At 41.7% G+C, this 15,335-nt stretch carries 19 protein-coding genes; 15 read left to right on the forward strand and 4 right to left on the reverse strand.

Features of this window, described 5'->3' with window-relative positions; genetic code table 11:
- Nucleotides 1-310: 310 nt before the first annotated feature.
- On the reverse strand, nt 311-1,018 hold the full coding sequence (locus tag VJ09_RS00935; protein ID WP_044639851.1) for a MerR family DNA-binding transcriptional regulator: 708 nt from the start codon (nt 1,016-1,018) through the stop codon (nt 311-313).
- Between the two features lie 155 nt (nt 1,019-1,173).
- Between VJ09_RS00935 and VJ09_RS00940 the strand changes: the two genes are divergently transcribed.
- The 8 genes from VJ09_RS00940 (at nt 1,174) to paaX (ending at nt 6,218) form a co-directional block, all read left to right on the forward strand.
- Nucleotides 1,174-1,662 (forward strand): DUF6022 family protein, encoded by a 489-nt coding sequence (locus VJ09_RS00940; RefSeq protein WP_147635400.1) that lies wholly within the window; start codon nt 1,174-1,176, stop codon nt 1,660-1,662.
- 13 nt (nt 1,663-1,675) lie between these two features.
- On the forward strand, nt 1,676-2,311 hold the full coding sequence (gene vat(I) / locus VJ09_RS00945) for a streptogramin A O-acetyltransferase Vat(I) (RefSeq protein WP_044639852.1): 636 nt from the start codon (nt 1,676-1,678) through the stop codon (nt 2,309-2,311).
- Nucleotides 2,312-2,334: 23 nt separating this feature from the next.
- Nucleotides 2,335-3,228, forward strand: coding sequence for a Vgb family protein (locus VJ09_RS00950; RefSeq protein ID WP_044639853.1), 894 nt, complete (start codon nt 2,335-2,337; stop codon nt 3,226-3,228).
- 155 nt (nt 3,229-3,383) lie between these two features.
- Nucleotides 3,384-3,704 (forward strand): DoxX family protein, encoded by a 321-nt coding sequence (locus VJ09_RS00955; protein WP_325063578.1) that lies wholly within the window; start codon nt 3,384-3,386, stop codon nt 3,702-3,704.
- Nucleotides 3,705-4,005: 301 nt separating this feature from the next.
- Entirely contained in the window at nt 4,006-4,212 is a 207-nt protein-coding gene (locus VJ09_RS00960) for a hypothetical protein (protein ID WP_044639855.1), read from the forward strand.
- 303 nt (nt 4,213-4,515) lie between these two features.
- Nucleotides 4,516-4,653 carry a hypothetical protein gene (locus VJ09_RS18240; protein ID WP_154662331.1) on the forward strand — a complete coding sequence of 46 codons (138 nt, stop codon included), beginning with the start codon at nt 4,516-4,518 and terminating at the stop codon, nt 4,651-4,653.
- A 121-nt stretch (nt 4,654-4,774) separates the two neighbouring features.
- Nucleotides 4,775-5,311: a DinB family protein gene (locus tag VJ09_RS00965; protein WP_044639856.1), complete on the forward strand. Its 537-nt coding sequence runs from the start codon at nt 4,775-4,777 to the stop codon at nt 5,309-5,311.
- Between the two features lie 79 nt (nt 5,312-5,390).
- Nucleotides 5,391-6,218 carry a phenylacetic acid degradation operon negative regulatory protein PaaX gene (paaX, locus tag VJ09_RS00970; protein ID WP_044639857.1) on the forward strand — a complete coding sequence of 276 codons (828 nt, stop codon included), beginning with the start codon at nt 5,391-5,393 and terminating at the stop codon, nt 6,216-6,218.
- 42 nt (nt 6,219-6,260) lie between these two features.
- Here paaX and VJ09_RS00975 read toward each other — a convergent pair whose 3' ends face one another.
- Nucleotides 6,261-6,710: a hypothetical protein gene (locus VJ09_RS00975; protein WP_044639858.1), complete on the reverse strand. Its 450-nt coding sequence runs from the start codon at nt 6,708-6,710 to the stop codon at nt 6,261-6,263.
- A gap of 29 nt (nt 6,711-6,739) precedes the next feature.
- On the reverse strand, nt 6,740-7,675 hold the full coding sequence (locus tag VJ09_RS00980; protein ID WP_044639859.1) for an EamA family transporter: 936 nt from the start codon (nt 7,673-7,675) through the stop codon (nt 6,740-6,742).
- A gap of 170 nt (nt 7,676-7,845) precedes the next feature.
- On the opposite strand from VJ09_RS00980, the gene paaA reads away from it, so the two are divergent.
- From paaA to VJ09_RS01005, 5 genes are read left to right on the forward strand one after another with little or no spacing between them, the layout of a single operon-like run.
- Entirely contained in the window at nt 7,846-8,787 is a 942-nt protein-coding gene (gene paaA, locus VJ09_RS00985) for a 1,2-phenylacetyl-CoA epoxidase subunit PaaA (protein WP_044639860.1), read from the forward strand.
- Nucleotides 8,788-8,798: 11 nt separating this feature from the next.
- On the forward strand, nt 8,799-9,146 hold the full coding sequence (paaB, locus tag VJ09_RS00990; RefSeq protein WP_044639861.1) for a 1,2-phenylacetyl-CoA epoxidase subunit PaaB: 348 nt from the start codon (nt 8,799-8,801) through the stop codon (nt 9,144-9,146).
- Nucleotides 9,143-9,970, forward strand: coding sequence for a 1,2-phenylacetyl-CoA epoxidase subunit PaaC (gene paaC, locus VJ09_RS00995; RefSeq protein WP_044639862.1), 828 nt, complete (start codon nt 9,143-9,145; stop codon nt 9,968-9,970). Before paaB ends, paaC begins: the two co-directional genes overlap by 4 nt.
- A 15-nt stretch (nt 9,971-9,985) precedes the next feature.
- Entirely contained in the window at nt 9,986-10,471 is a 486-nt protein-coding gene (gene paaD, locus VJ09_RS01000; protein WP_044639863.1) for a 1,2-phenylacetyl-CoA epoxidase subunit PaaD, read from the forward strand.
- Nucleotides 10,472-10,487: 16 nt separating this feature from the next.
- Nucleotides 10,488-11,930 (forward strand): NAD-dependent succinate-semialdehyde dehydrogenase, encoded by a 1,443-nt coding sequence (locus VJ09_RS01005; protein WP_044639864.1) that lies wholly within the window; start codon nt 10,488-10,490, stop codon nt 11,928-11,930.
- A gap of 243 nt (nt 11,931-12,173) precedes the next feature.
- Here the strand turns inward: VJ09_RS01005 and VJ09_RS01010 are convergent, their stop codons facing one another.
- Nucleotides 12,174-13,067, reverse strand: a complete 894-nt coding sequence (locus tag VJ09_RS01010; RefSeq protein WP_044639865.1) for an acyl-ACP desaturase — start codon at nt 13,065-13,067, stop codon at nt 12,174-12,176.
- Nucleotides 13,068-13,271: 204 nt separating this feature from the next.
- On the opposite strand from VJ09_RS01010, the gene VJ09_RS01015 reads away from it, so the two are divergent.
- Nucleotides 13,272-13,904 (forward strand): RNA-guided endonuclease TnpB family protein, encoded by a 633-nt coding sequence (locus VJ09_RS01015; RefSeq protein ID WP_082050338.1) that lies wholly within the window; start codon nt 13,272-13,274, stop codon nt 13,902-13,904.
- A gap of 176 nt (nt 13,905-14,080) precedes the next feature.
- On the forward strand, nt 14,081-15,127 hold the full coding sequence (locus VJ09_RS01020; RefSeq protein WP_044639866.1) for a S66 family peptidase: 1,047 nt from the start codon (nt 14,081-14,083) through the stop codon (nt 15,125-15,127).
- Nucleotides 15,128-15,335 lie beyond the last annotated feature (208 nt).

Raw genomic sequence — 15,335 nt, forward strand, 5'->3', positions numbered from 1 at the left:
AATCTATTGAAAGTATGAGTCACTGGATAGAGCTTACAATACGGCCTATAATAAAACATTGCCAATTAGCTCCTCTATATAGACAAATATTTTTAGTCCTTGTTTCTCTTAAGCTACTGCATGATCCGAACGGAACGGTAAGCTCATCGAAAAGAAAGACACCAGTTTCTGGAGCGCTTTTTGATACGTATCAAACAACATATAATACGTTAAACCAAGTCGCACAACTAGATTTACTGGTGAGTGGACAAGTCACATACTTTAATATTCATGGCAATCATTTACAACAAGTATACTCAAAGATCCATGGTTAACGATTGGTGTCTGTTAATCGAATCAATTTGTATAAATAGTAGAGGCCTCTCATCTGAGACTTGTTGGTATTATTTAAGTAAATTAAGATTTTTTCTGCGAGCTTCATCACATGCTCTATATTATGATCATCTATCGAAGCAATCGATTTTTTTAGACTCACTGTGTCCTTGGAATATACAGAGCTTTGAAGCGCCTGAATCAACCTAATTTTAAACAAATGTGCTTCGCTATATTGACGGTAATCGTTTGCAGGGTCCCGTTCTGCAGTAATTAGGCTTACTTTCTCCCAATAGCGGATTGCCGATTTAGGCACACCTGTCCGTAGAGAGGTCTCATTGATGTTGAAGCGTTTCGTTAGGTCGTGAGCTTGACTTCCATCAGCGTATACTTCCAACTCCTTAATTAATTTCTCCACCCTCGCTTTTTCCCGATACAAAGAAACTTCCCTCTCCTTAACGATCCAAAGAGCTTTATCCAACTCTCCTCTCTGGAGACAATGTAGCACTTCGGTTGTCATTTCCATCCCAAACGCAGGAGCCATTGCTTGAATACATGCCAAATAGGTCTCATGTTGCTCTGTATAAATGCGGTAGCCATTTGCCGATCGATCTGCAGGAGGAATCAACCCCTTTGCTTCATAGTTTCTTATCGTGCTAGCGCTCATCTTGAATTTCTCTGACATTTTTTTTGGCCGTAAGACCATACTATCTCTCCTCGAAGAAAATACATCAAAACATTAAAACCATTATAATGTTTTTTCTGAGTTTCTCGTTTTTCCCTTCAATATTTTCCTGAAACCTTCCAATTAGCTTACATGTTATACAATGAATTTAGAACTAATCAAGGAGGCTTATTATTTTGGAAAAACACCCCCTTGTCTTCCGACAGGATATGACGATCGAAGAAATTGGCAAAGAAGGTAACCGGTATATTACATCAGTATGGAAGTCTTTGCATGATTCAATGCATGAGCAATTAACGGCCGCTTTTCGTGAAATCGAGGATGCTGCTTACGGTCTGTATTTGGATCAGTTGATGCCGAAACTATTTGATTACTTAGCGGACGTTGGGTTCGAAGCAATGGAACCCCTTGAGGAAAATGATTTTGTAATTGGAAAATGCTTAATTTTCCGAAACTCGCTTGAAAAATGGGGATCCGAAGAGAACAGATCAAGAATATTTTGGAACGTTATTCGTCATAAGCATGGCCAGCCTGTTGGAACATTATTGACAGAAATTCCTCACTCTCATTTGAAGTTTGATATCCCCTCGGCACCGGTCCTATATACATTAAGGGAGACCGTCAAGGAGCAGATCGTACAAGGAATTCGAAAAATTAAGGAATAGAGAGGAGCAGATCATGATAGGTCCTGACCCAAATGACAAGTATCCTATACCTGGAAACTCCAATTTACAGTTTATTAAAAATATGATTACAAAGCCGAACATTATTGTTGGAGATTACTCCTATTACGATGCATTAAATGGAGAATCGTTCGAAGATCAAGTATTGTACCATTATGAGATCATTGGAACAAAATTGATTATCGGCAAGTTTTGTTCCATCGCTCCCGAAGTCAGATTTCTCATGGATGGCGGAAATCATAGGATGGACGGGTCAACCTTTCCGTTCAACATTTTCGGCAACGGTTGGGAAGTACACACACCATCTTTGAAAGATTTGCCGATCAAGGGGGATTCGATCGTCGGTAATGATGTCTGGATTGGCAGACGTGCGACCATCATGCCCGGTGTACGGATTGGTGATGGAGCAATCATAGGCGCTGAAGCAGTAGTCGTAAAAGATGTTGAACCGTATACGATCGTCGGTGGGAATCCTGCGAGGGAAATACAAAAACGCTTTTCACCAGAAATCATCCAAGAGTTGCTGGACATCCAATGGTGGGATGCCGAAATTGAGCTTATTAATTTGTATATCGGTGCCATTGTCAGCGGAGACATAAATACGCTGAGAAAGATGAAACAAAATCCCTAATACAAATCGGAGAGGGCCATGGTATGAAGATCAGTATTCAAGAATACGCGGTACCTAGAGCAGAGTCAGGACCCTATGGAATTACAGCTGGGAAAGACGGTGCGATGTGGTTTACGGAACAAAAAGGAAACCGAATCGGGCGAATCGATATGAATGGTGAAGTCTTGTCTTATTCCATCCCAACCCCCAATGCAGGGGTTATGTCTATCATTTCGGACCAGGAAGGCTTCTTATGGTTCACCGAATATCACGCCAATAAGATTGCGAGAATGTCGATGGACGGTCTATGCACAGAATACGAGCTTCCGACAGAAAACGCTTCGCCTTTTGGCATTACAGAGGGAGCGGACGGCGCAATATGGTTTACTGAAATGAGTAGCGGGAAGATCGGCAGGATAAGCAAATCAGGGGAGATCGCGGAGTTTGAGCTACCTAATCCGAAGTCGTTTCCTTCTTTTATTACTCAAGGTTCAGATGATGCATTATGGTTTACGCTCAATCAAAACAATTCAATTGGAAGAATCACCATAAGAGGAGAAATACAGGAATACCCCATTCCGACTCCCAATTCCGGGCCGGTCGGTATTACAAGCGGACCCGATGGTGCCTTGTGGTTTGTTCAAATTCTAGGGAATAAGATCGGAAGAATGACAATCTTCGGTGAGGTTTGTGAATTTGTGATTCCAACGCCGAACGCTAGACCTCATGCCATTGTTAGCGGAACTCATGATGATCTATGGTTCACGGAATGGGGTGGCAACCGAATCGGAAGAATTTCAACACAAGGCGAAATGTTGGAATATGAAATCCCAACCCAGAATGCAGAGCCTCATGGTATCGCAGTTAGCCTGAGTGGTGACATTTGGTTCGTTGAAGAGTGTGATCAAGTTGGACGACTCGAATTGAACGATGCATGATTCTGATTTATAACCTTTATTTTAGTGGGAGATGAGGGAGTTTGGCGCCATTTATAGCCCTTGTGGCATCCTTTTTATTGTTTCGAACAATGGGCTTTCTCGGTTTGCCTATTTTTGATAATTGGCATTCATCATTAAAAGGGGCAGTGGTTGTCATGCTGCTGCTTACCGCTTCCGCTCATTGGGGGAAGAATCGTTCGGACCTAATCCGAATGGTTCCAAGACGCGACTGGATCGTGACGGCAACTGGACTTTTGGAAATCGCGGGTGCAATTGGCATTATGATTCCTGCTACTTCTTACACTGCTTGCGTGTGCTTAGTTGTGCTACTTATCGCCATGTTTCCAGCAAATGTCTATGCAGCTAAGCAGAAATTAACAATTGGGGGTAGGCCAGTGCCGAAGCTGTTTGTCCGCAGTTTGCTGCAGGTCGTATTTATAGCGGCGATCATATTCTCATTACCAATGTTCGGATAATGAAATTAACAACAGCGGGAGAGCGTTTCACTGGCAGTGTAGAGGTCAGCTGTTCGGTCCCGTTCTACTCCACCAAAAATGATTACGTCTATGTAGTATTACGGTCATACTAAGAAGTCAAAAGACCTTCTGGTGAACTCTAAACAGTTCATTGGGAACTCTTTTTTTCGTGTTGATTGAGACATTGCAAATCGCTCGTATGTTAACTATTTTTATCTACTGTTTACTCATTTTCTGTCTTATTTCTAATTATTTAAACTCTATAATTGATTCATAAATAAAAGAAAAAGGTAGGCAAATTATGAATCATCCAGTAATGATAGCATCATTGGGGGCAGGGATTTTTACGTTAGGTTTTGGCCTCCTTATACAAAAAGTCCAGGTTGCAAGAGAATCAAAAAAGCCTGTGAAATCTTACCTAACCTATTACCTCAGCTCATTGTTACTTATGGCTATTGGAGCATTCCTGTTTTTGACTGGACTTGAGCTTGAAGCACAGTTCAATTAATTGGATGGACATCTTCTGACAGTGTTTCAACAGTGCGTAAAACAATGATATCCAACAATATTTGACCAAGTTCCAGTATTTGCCTGAATGAATGACCAATCAACACTTGAGGATTGAACTGTTTAACAATCACTCCCAAGAATAGTCATATACATGCTCCTAAAATGGAGTAGGTCTGGGTTGAGTGCTCTTATCTCGAATGTACGGTAGATTGGATCAGCCTCGGTTGAATCCCGTACACAAAGGAGACCGAAGACGATAGCGAATCGCAGGTCTTCTTTTTATTGTCAAGGAGGTTAATTTATGACCGATGCTCGTAAGATATATACGATTTTCCCACAGCCTAAAAAGGCAAAGATGCTAGGCTATATTCAACGTGGGGTAACGCTGATACACTGGCTTGTATTTCTTCTAACTATACAAATTGTATATATTTTCTGATAATATTTGAATAGGGTGAGACTATTGAGATCAAAATTCATGCTGGTATGGAGAGTATGTTGCAGGTAATAAAATATTCATCTTATTACTAACAAACAGGATGATTTAAAAGGAGGAAAAAATGTTAAGCCGACCAGAAAAAAGCGAATATGCCCCGTTTTATTCAACGTATATCGATCTAGTACCTGATGGTGATCTATTCCCAATTTTACAACAACAAATAGAAGAAACTATTTCTCTACTTCAAGACACAACTGAAATTCAAAGTCAATTCCGTTATGCCCCAGATAAATGGAGTTTAAAAGAAGTGATTGGCCATATAGCAGATGGGGAGAGGGTCATGAGTTATAGAGCACTCTGCATAGCGAGAGGAGAGACCCAAACTCTTCCAGGATTTGATGAGAAAATCTATAACCAAAATGCTACTTTTCATCATCAGTCAATGGAAGATCTCTTGGCAAACATGAATATTGTTCGTCAGTCCACTATCCATTTGCTGAAAGGTTTGAGCCCTGAGGTTTGGTTGCGTCGTGGAATGGTAATTGGGTTTGAAATAACGGTTCGTGCGCTTGTCAGTATTATTGCTGGTCATGAACTTCATCATCGTCAAATTATAAAAGAACGTTATATGAGCTCGGATTCCTACCCGTCCAAGTGAGGGATTAATTGACAATCCTTTTCTCCTAACCCTATAATCGTAGATATTTTCAGGCAACGTCCGTACAGGGGTGGGACTATTGAGACCGCAATCGATGCTTTTTACTATTTATGGAGAGTATGTCCGACATGTAGGTGGAGAGATCTGGGTGGGGAGTCTAACCAAGCTATTAGGTGAGTTTGGTTTATCAGAACCTGCTGTTCGTGCTGCGATCTCCCGTATGCAAAAACAAGGTTGGCTTATATCGCGAAAAGTAGGCAACCGCAGCTATTATTCGATGTCAGAGCGTGGACAAAAACGCTTGGATGAAGCAGCGATGCGTATCTATCCTAGTGAGCGAATGGAACGATGGAGTGGGAATTGGTGTATCGTTAGTTACCATATCCCAGAGACTCAGCGCAATTTACGAGATCAGTTACGCAAGGAGTTAGGCTTTCTCGGCTTTGGGATGCTAACGAATAGTACTTGGATTAGCCCTAATGATTTACAAGAACAAGTGACTGAATTAGCCCAGAATTACGAGTTACAAGATCATATGGAGATTTTCCAAGCGACTCATGTAGGATTTCGAGAGCCAAGAGCATTAGTAGAAAAGTGCTGGAATCTAGGTGAGATCCAAAGTGCCTATGAGGTATTTATAGAAAAATATGAGCTTCAATATCAACGAGATCAAGCGATCGCCCAAAAAGATGGACTGTCCGATAATGATTGTTTTGTGCAGAAGACAAAGCTTGTCCATGATTATCGGAAGTTCCTCTTTATTGATCCTGATTTACCAGATGAATTACTCCCTAGCCCTTGGCTAGGAAAAGAAGCAGATCAACTCTTTAGTCATTATTATCAGTTACTCCATCCAGGTGCTGTTCGATTTTTCGAAGAAGTATATCAGCCAGTCCCCAAGAAGTGAGTGGGAACTGGCTTTTTGTATGTTATTGATGTGATCGCAAAACTAGAATAGTTGTCGAACTCTATCGTTTTGGATGGATAGGTTTCTTTTTAGGATGAATCTTGGAGGAGGACCTTGTACTTGTTCAGCTTGAAAATAAGCGAGTTTATCTGGAATGCAGGAAACTATGGATGCCAATCCGAAAAAAACGGTTTCTTCTAATGCAATATTAAGAGGTAAGTACTCACCATCTATGTCTGTATTTAGGGACATAACATAGCAAAGATCATCAGCACCATTTTTCTTCAATACTGCAAGTATTTGCTCAGGATAAGTTATAGGCTGATCAATCGGTACCATATACTTTTCGTTCAGATTTTCGTAGTACATATGGCATAAACGCCATAAAGCATCTCTACGTCTTTTGGGAGAAGATAATTCAAATAGTATTCTACTCTGCGATCTTTTGGAGAAGAAGCTCCTAACTAACGCTTCTTCATATTGGTTATCCATATAAATCTCCTTAATTGAAATGAGCTCTACTACTCTATTTTAGTAGAAGTTTCTTTCTCCTTTTGTATGGCCAATATCAAAATTGTCCCCATGATGAATGTAGCTCCAATCCATTCCATGATACCAAAAGGAACGTGTAGCCAGATGACCGCTACAATGGCAGCGGAGAGTGGCTCTGCACAAGAGATTAAGCTAGTCTCAGAGGCTTGAATATGATTTAAACTCTCTAGATAGAGGAGGAATGGGATCAGAGTGCCAAAAAGTATGACAAATAGATAAAAAAAGATCGATTTTCCCGTCCAAATACCAACTACGTTCCATGGTGGTTGAAGAATTGCGAGTCCGATTCCACCGATCAACATACCCCAACCTACAATGGTGATAGACCCCCAACACCGTAGTAGCGAAACAGGCTGTACCGTATAAAAGGCGAGTCCAAATGCGGAAGCAATTCCCCAAAAAAGGGCTTTTGGCGTAATAGAGAGTTGGTTCCAGTTTCCTCCCGTAATCAGGAAAAAGGAGCCAATCAAAGCAAAGGCAATGGCAATCCACTCGAGATGAGTAGGTAACTTACGATGGAGAAAGGAGAAATAAAATACGATCAGTACGGGTCCTAGATATTGCAATAAGGTAGCTGTGGCGGCATTGCTATGGGCGATCGCAGCAAAAAAGGTGTACTGAACACCCAATAGTCCCACTATGCCAAAAATGATGAGTGCAATGCGGTCTTTCGTCGTCCAGATCGCCCATGTTTCCTTTGCTTTTGTACATATACCATAGACTATTAAGATGACTCCTGAGATCAGCAATCTAGTGACCACGAGCCATTCTGCGGTAAAGGAGTAGCTAGCAAATAATTTCTGTACAACGGTTCCCGAGACACCCCAAAAGGTAGCCGCTGTTAATACCAATAGATAGCCATAGATTTTTCCAGTCCACCTAGGGACTCGAACGACCCGTTCCATGCGTTGTACCTCCCGAAGAATTTTCCTTTCATTATCGCATATAAACAGGGAAAAAACAGAACATTATTGTTTGATCAAATATATAACGTTATGTTAATATTACGTTAGAAAAACGTTTTATAAATAATTCGTATTACAATATACAAAGACGATTTGGGAGGAGGAATTAGATGATTTCGGAGGAGCACCGTTACCAAGACTTTTTGGAACGAATTGATCGAGGGGAAAAGATCGAAGCAGATGATTGGATGCCAATGGATTATCGTATGCAACTAATTAAATTAATTTCAATGCATGCTGTCAGCGAAATTATGGGAGCGCTTCCGGAAAAGGAATGGGTTCCAAAAGCCCCAACTTTACGTCGGAAATTAGCGATTATGGCAAAGGTGCAAGATGAGATGGGGCATGGGCAATTGCTATTGCGAGTAGCTGAAGATCTGATGGCGCCACTTGGTAAGACTCGGGATGATCTGCTAGAAGACCTCTTTACAGGACGTTTAAAGTTTCATAATGTGTTTCATCTTGAAGCTCCTACTTGGGCTGACGCAGGGGTGATTGGTTGGTTAGTGGATGGCGCTGCGATCATTACGCAGACGATGTCATTAGATACCTCTTATGCTCCTTATGCCCGTGCTCTATATCGGATCTGTGCTGAGGAGAAGTTTCACGCCCAACATGGGGAGAGTATTGTTCTCGCACTTGCGGAGGGTACACCTGATCAACGGGCCATGCTTCAAGATGCTGTAAGTAGATGGTGGCCAGCTTTGCTAATGTTTTTTGGTCCTCCAGAAAATGGTGGAATTACAAGCAATCAACAGCTAAATATGCGATACAAAATTCGCTCTCAGACCAATGAGGAGCTGCGACAAGCATTTTTGACTAAGTATGTACCAAAAATTTGGCACCTAGGTCTTCAGATCCCAGATGAAACGATCACATATGATAAAGCGACTAGATCGTGGTCATATCAACAACCGGATTGGGATGAATTCAAGAAGATTGTCACAGGTCATGGACCGAAATCCCGACAACGTCTACAGTTGCGCACTCTTTCTTATCAAGAAAGCAAGTGGGTTCGTGATGCGCTAGCAATAGGAAATCGAGTAAGTTAGGAGGCTACGAGATGGAAAACAACCAAGAGACATCCTCGTTGCCAATCTTTGAGGTCTTTAGTCAAAAAACACCAACGACTGGGTTTGTCCATCAATTTAGTCTGTTAGCTCCCAATCATGAAGTAGCAATGAGTATGGCGCGAGATAACTTTCTCCGACGTGATCCATGTGTCAACATTTGGGTAGTTCGACGAGAAGATATTTATGTGCTTCCACCAGAGGAGCGACGTCATTTACCTCGTCTAGATAATAAATCGTATCGGGAAACAAAAGGTTATGGAGAGCTACCATCCAAATGGAGACGGCATCGAGAGATGTTTGAGCGGAAGTCAGAAGAAAGGGGGCAGCAGGAAGGATGAATCCACAATACTATCAAGCACAAGAAGCCTTGCAGAATTCTGATTACTCGCAGTCGTTAAAAGAATTACTTTACCAATTGGCAGATGATGATTTTCTACTGGCTTATCGCGGCTCCGAATGGCTAGGACTTGCCCCACATATTGAGGAGGATGTTGCTTTTTCTTCTATATCCCAAGATACGATGGGACATGCAGTTTTATTTTACGAGATGCTAGAGGAGCTAGGGGAAGGCAAAGCAGATGACCTAGCGCAGTTACGATCTAGTGAAGAATTTCGAAATGCTATTTTACTAGAACGACCAAATGGTCCAGGAGATTATATCAAAAATCCAAGTTATGATTGGAGCTTCTGTTTTATTCGTACCTATTTTTATGAATTATATAAGCTAGTTCGACTTCAATCTTTAGAAAGCTGCTCCTATCAGCCGTTAGCTTTTGCAGCGACTAAAATTCAGAACGAGTTACTCTATCATCTCTATCACTGGCAAGTATGGATGAGGCAGTTATTAGATGGAGGAGCGGAGAGTCGGGAACGCATTCTGCAAGCGATCGAGCGTGTTTGGGTCGATTCGGGTGATCTAATTCATTATGGAAACTGGGAAAAGGAGTTTCTAAATTATGAATTAATCGAACCTGCTGATGTACTAGCTGACCGATGGAAAGTCAAAATTCAAGAGGTGTTAGTAGAGCCAAGACTAGTTACACTAGCCCCTATTCCAGAACCAAAGCGATCTGGGCGTAGAGGAGAGCATACGGAGGATTTAAAGAAGGCTTTAGCTATTCTCTCAGAAGTCTATCGTTTGGATCCAGCCGCTTCTTGGTAAAGGGAAGTGATGTAGATGCAACAGGAAAAAAACGACTCAGCTATCATCTGGACTACATTGCAAGAGGTGATGGATCCGGAAATTCCCGTTGTCAGTATGGTAGAGATGGGGATGATCTATCAGGTTTTTTGGGAACGAGAAGTTGTCACTATTGAGGTTCTTCCCACTTTTGTTGGATGTCCTGCTTTGGAAATAATGCAAAAGGCGATTGAACAAAAAGTAAGCGCTATCAATAGGGTGGACAAGGTAATTGTTCGATTCCTCCATACCCCAGCATGGTCTTCCGATCGAATCAACCCTGATGCTCGCAGAAAACTCCGCCAATTTGGGATCGCACCACCACCATTGGGTGTAAAAGTAGGAGACAAGTGGGAGATAGAATGTCCTTTTTGTGATTCTCCATATACTGAATTAGAGAATCTATTTGGTCCTGCTGCTTGCCGGAGTATTTTGTATTGTCGTCACTGCAAAAATCCATTTGAGGCATTAAAACCAATCTGATGAGGGAGAGATGGAGATGAATGAATTGAAAAAGATGTATATCCATGGAGAATGGACAGAAGCAACAAAATCAAGAACTTTGGAAGTAACCAATCCGGCTACAGGTGAACAGGTTGGAATAGTCTCATTTGGAGATGGTGCAGATGCTGCTCGTGCAATTCAAGCAGCAGATATGGCGTTTTCTAGCTGGAGTAAAATGACCGCAGCAAAGCGATCGAAGTTTCTATATACTCTCTCTGAACTGGTACGCAACAATAAGAAAGAGTTAGCTGGTATTGTATCAGCTGAGATGGGGAAACCATTTGGTGAAGCACTAGGAGAGGTAATGGGAGCAGCTGACAATTTTTTGTGGTATGCGGAAGAAGCAAAACGGGTTTATGGAGAGACAATACCTTCCACTTTCCCGAATAAACGTATTATGGTTTTGAAACAGCCAGTAGGGGTGGTAGCAGCGATCACCCCTTGGAATTTTCCAGTTAATATGGTAGCTCGTAAGATTGCTCCAGCACTTGCCGCAGGTTGTACCGTTGTTTTAAAACCTGCCGAGAGCACCCCGCTTAGTGCGATCCATCTATTTGAGCTGATTGAAGAGGCTGGATTCCCAGCGGGTGTCGCTAACTTAGTTATTGGTGATCCTGAATCAATCGGACAAGAGTTTCTCCAAAATCGCAGAGTTCGCAAGATTGGATTTACAGGCTCTACTCGGGTAGGGAAGCTGCTGATGGAAGGGGCAGCTCAATCGGTTAAAAGGATCAGTTTAGAGTTAGGAGGACATGCTCCTTTTATCATATTTGAGGATGCAGATCTTGATGAAGCAGTTCAAGGACTCTTTGATAGTAAATTCCGAAACTCTGGTCAGATGTGTATCTGTACCAATCGCCTATATATACATGAACAAGTAGCAGAAGCATTTACTGCCAAGCTAGTGGAGCGTGTTCACCAAGTGAAGGTAGGAGATGGACGAGAAAGAGGCGTCGAGGTTGGGCCACTGGTTAATGAGGCAGCTCTTACAAAAGTACTAGGACATATTGAAGACGCTAAGGCAAAAGGAGCTAAGGTGGCGGTAGGAGGGAATCGTCTTACTGAATCTGAGTATGCCAAAGGATTTTTCTGTGCTCCTACAGTGTTAACCAACGTGACTACCGAGATGAAGATCTGGCAAGAAGAGACGTTTGGTCCTGTCGTACCGATTACGACATTCACGAGTGAAGATGAAGTAATTTCGCTTGCAAATAATTCCCAGTATGGATTGGCTGCTTATGTATATACACAAAATAATGGACGATGTTTTCGAATGGCGGAATCTCTTGAGTATGGGATTGTGGGGATCAATGATGGTTCTCCTACTCAGACACAGGCTCCATTTGGTGGGGTAAAAGAGAGTGGTATTGGGCGAGAAGGCGGACATTATGCGATGGAGGAGTTTTTGGAAACGAAGTTTGTCTCGTTTGGAATTTAAATAGAAAAGTCAAAAAGTGATGCTCGAATTTATCTCGCTCTAAACGGGCAGTAATCTCCCATCTCAAAGCTCGTGGAAAGCAAAGAGACTTCGTGGAAGATTACTGCCCATAAGAACCTGATAAGATTAACTAACATTCAGTGGAAGTTTTCCTTCACCCCACTGAATGTTAGTTTTATTTAATGGTGAGGCGTTTTTTGTATATATGATTTAATGTATATTGATATAGGTATACGATTCTCCTTATCTCGACCGTTTATGATAACGATCACGGATTCTTTTCAGCCTTTCATGATATTCCAAAATCTGAACTCGTGCCTTTTCCGCTAGTGGCGCGATGGGGCGTAAATCACGTATTCCCCAATATTCTACTACCACATCGAGCACTTGATCAAAATATTGAAGCGGTCCGTAATTGGCTTCTTTGGCAATTATGCCCATCCGATTTTCAAAATCAGGCATTACAGCACCAGGCATTTTAAAATTCATGATGACATTGGCAATGTGGTAGCAATAGTTCGGTTCCAGTTCCAGATGTGAACGAATGACATCCCGATAAAAGGCATAATGAAGAGTTTCATCCTTGGCAAGACGACGCAATAATGCAGCAAGATCTCGATCGTGTTTCCCAGCTATTTTTGCAACATTATTATAAAAGACCATTGTTGCAAGTTCCTGTAAAGTCGTATACGCCATTGCTTCGATTGGAGTATGAAAATCGGGATTAAATCCGCCTTCGACCACTTGTTTTCTTAATTCGTGCAATCGATTAGGGTTTACATTACGAGTGAGTAACAGATAGGTCTCTAGTAAATTAGAGTGTTGATCTTCTTCAGATGTCCATGTATGAATAAAATCGGTAATAACAGAGAGTGAACCTTTAAAGGTTTCGGAAAGATACGTAGTAAACCAAGGTAGATTCACTTCAGTTAACAACGCAGTTTCGACAGCTGTAATAATTCCAGAAGGTAAGGTAACTTGACTTTCATCCCACGGTACCCGTTTGAAATCAGCTCCTTTATCCCAAGGCAAAAACTCGTGATAACCCCAATCGATCTTTTGGGCTCGTACTTTATGTTGCTCATACAATTCTTTCAAACGTGATTCTAAACGAAAGTCTAGATCATTAGTTAGCATAGTTTCCTCTTTTCTTATTGAAAAATTAGTATTTGGTACTAGTATAACGTACTAATTTATCTGTTAGACATTTATCTATTATAGCGTGGGAGATAAATCTGAGTCGGATGAGGGAGGGTTTCTACCCTCTCACAAGTCCAGAAGTAGAAGGGAAAATCCTTTCTGCTACCATTCGTAAACCCTACTGGCAAAGATTTTGTTTCCATTCTTTGTGAGTTACACCAATGCCATTACCATCCAGTAGACCCTAACCAAGCGATTGGGATTGATTTGGGACTGAAAGATTTTGCAGTTTGTTCCAACGGAACAAAAGATCCGGCTCCTCGGTATTTTCGACAATATGAACAGAAGCTAGCGAAAGCCCAACGAACCATGTCGAGACGTACTAAAGGGGGTTCTAACTGGAACAAAGCACGAATCCGAGTCGCCAAAATCCATGAAAAGATCGTGCATGCGAGACATGATTTTCTCCATCCACTTTCTACTAAGCTCATCCGTGAAAACCAAACGATTTGCTTGGAAGATCTACAAGTAACAAACATGGTGAAAAATCATTCTCTAGCAAAGTCCATTACGGATGCTTCTTGGTCGGAGTTTGTCACCATGCTGACCTATAAGGCAAAGTGGTTCGGAAGAACCATCGTGAAAATAGGTAAAACGTTTCCATTTAGTCAGCTTTGTTCGGCTTGTGGCTATCAAAATAAAGAGGTGAAAAACCTGAACCTTCGAAGTTGGATATGCCCTGAGTGTCGGACAGAACATGATCGTGACATGAATGCCGCTCAGAATATAGTAAAAGAAGGTCTGAGACTTCTTGCCGTAGGAACTACGGTTTGAGCTTGGTGGATTTCCTATTGGTAGATGGGATTACCCAAGAATCCTCTACCTCTTAGCGTAGGTGGGGGAGGTTCAAAGAACGAGAATCTGATGCAAAGTGGGTACAAACTGTATAATCTTACAATGAGAAGTCGGTATTTTTATTTTATTCTTTCTTTTAGTTGGGGAGTGACTAATTGTCAATTATCCGATACCCTAAACCACTACAAATAGGTGATCAGATTGCGGTAACAGCACCATCTAGTGGAGTAGAAAAGGAGATTCATCATTTTTTGTTAGAGTCTAGAATTCGTCTTACACAGGCGGGCTATAACATTCATGAAGGAAAAACGATTTGGAATCAGTACAAGTCGGCAAGTGCGCCTAAAGAGGTTCGTGCAAATGAATTGATGGACTATCTGACTGATCCATCGGTCTCGGCAATTATTCCACCATGGGGTGGGGAATTTACAATTGACATCCTTCCACTTTTAGATTGGGATAAATTGCGAAATCTGCCACCTAAATGGATCTTAGGATATTCCGATATTAGCACGCTCTGTTTTGTTTATACACTGCTCACCGGATCTGCTACTGCACATGGTGTAAATTATGTAGATTTACGAGCTCCAAAATGGGATACGCTTACGGGACGTTGGGCAGAAGTGCTGGCAATTCCATTCGGAAGCACGATAAAGCAAGTTTCATCGGAGTACTACCAATCTTCTTGGGAAAAAGCATTCCAAGATAAGCATTCGGGTTATCATCTTGATACACCTACAGTCTGGAAAACACTCGATTCTTTCGCTCAGAGAGAGAAGATCACTATGTCAGGTCGTCTACTAGGTGGATGTGTTGAAACATTGGTCTCTCTTGCGGGCACCCGTTTCGCCCCAATTCCATCCTTTATTAGGGAATATGCTCCAGAAGGTGTACTTTGGTATCTAGAGTGTTGCGAGTCCTCTGCTGCTCAACTTTATCGAGCTCTTTGGACGATGAGGGAAAATGGATGGTTTGAGCATGCGAATGGAGTTTTGTTTGGGCGTATGACTAGTTCCTATCGGGATACAGAGGATTTCACTTATATAGATGCGCTTAACGAGATCTTTACATCCAATCAAATTCCTGTTGTGTATGACACGGACATCGGTCATGTTCCACCTCAGCTAATTATGGTAAATGGAGCACAAGCAGAAGTTACTGTCCAAGATGGTAAAGCTATATGTGAGATGACATTTAGATAGCGTATTTGTTTTGTACGATGAGAAAAAAACAAATGGCTCTTGCTGATAATAAGTCGAAAACACACGATCATACATTATTTGGAAGTTAAAACCCTGATTTTTCTACACTAAGCAGAAAAATCAGGGTTTTTTATATGAAGTTCGAAATTCACCTTGTGCTTTATTTTTGGCATCTGTGTATAAACACCACTGCGATACTATGGGAATA

This window comes from Risungbinella massiliensis, from assembly GCF_000942395.1.
Taxonomy (GTDB): Bacteria; Bacillota; Bacilli; order Thermoactinomycetales; family Thermoactinomycetaceae; genus Risungbinella; species Risungbinella massiliensis.